The 856-nt window shown below is 68.1% G+C and carries 1 protein-coding gene; it reads left to right on the top strand.

Going from position 1 to position 856, the window contains the following annotated elements; translation table 11 throughout:
* Positions 1-781: transposase (locus IE294_RS46905; protein WP_189895408.1), on the top strand; the 781-nt coding region annotated here is incomplete at its 5' end.
* Positions 782-856 lie beyond the last annotated feature (75 nt).

The following is an 856-nucleotide window of genomic DNA, read 5'->3' as shown; positions in this document are numbered from 1 at the left end:
CCGGAACTTTCCCGCGTTCCCGCGCTGGCGGGCCGCCAAGGCCCGCGGCGCCGATCTGCTGTGGCGGGTGAAGAGCAACGCGGTTTTGCCGTTGTGCCGCCAGCTGGAGGACGGCTCCTACCTGTCGCAGATCTTCGCGGCGAAGGACTACTACCAGTGCTCCGATCCCGAGCACGTCCGGGTTATCGAGTACACCCTGGACGGCGGGAGCGAGGTCTACCGGCTGATCACCACCATCCTCGACCCGGAGCAGGCCCCCGCCCGGGAACTGGCCGTCCTTCACCACCAGCGGTGGGAGATCGAGTCGCTGCTGGACGAGCTGAAGGTCCACCAGGGCGCGGGCTCGGCCCTGCGTTCCAAGAGCCCCGACGGTGTCACCCAGGAGGTCCACGGGATGCTGCTGGTACACCACGCACTACGACAACTCGCCCACCTGGCTGCCCGATCACGCGACGTCGATCCGGACCGGATCTCCTTCACCCGCACCCTGCACGCCGTCCGCCGCGAGGTCCCCGCTCAGGCGGGCTTTTCCCCCCCCCCCGGACGACTGGCCAGGGCCCTTGACCGGACGCTGGCCGAGATCACCCGCAGGCTCCTGCCGCAGCGCCGGCCGCGTTCCTATCCCCGCGTGGTCAAGCGGAAGATGTCCCACTGGCGCCTGAAACGGCCCGAGCATCGTCACCGGCAGCACCGGTCATCCCCGACGCCCGAGACGATCACCATCACACCGGCCTCACGGACCACCTCGAAGGCCAAACGCAAACTCCCACAAGGCACGTAAGTCAGCAGCATTGAGCGTAGGCGGGTAATCGTTCCAGGGTGAGCCAGTCTTGTTCGGCGACCCAGGCCCGCATCG

Source organism: Streptomyces canarius, from assembly GCF_014650735.1.
GTDB classification, from domain to species: domain Bacteria; phylum Actinomycetota; class Actinomycetes; order Streptomycetales; family Streptomycetaceae; genus Streptomyces; species Streptomyces olivaceoviridis.
The sequence above is the reverse complement of the archived record's forward strand: the minus strand, read 5'-3'. Positions and strand labels throughout refer to the sequence as shown.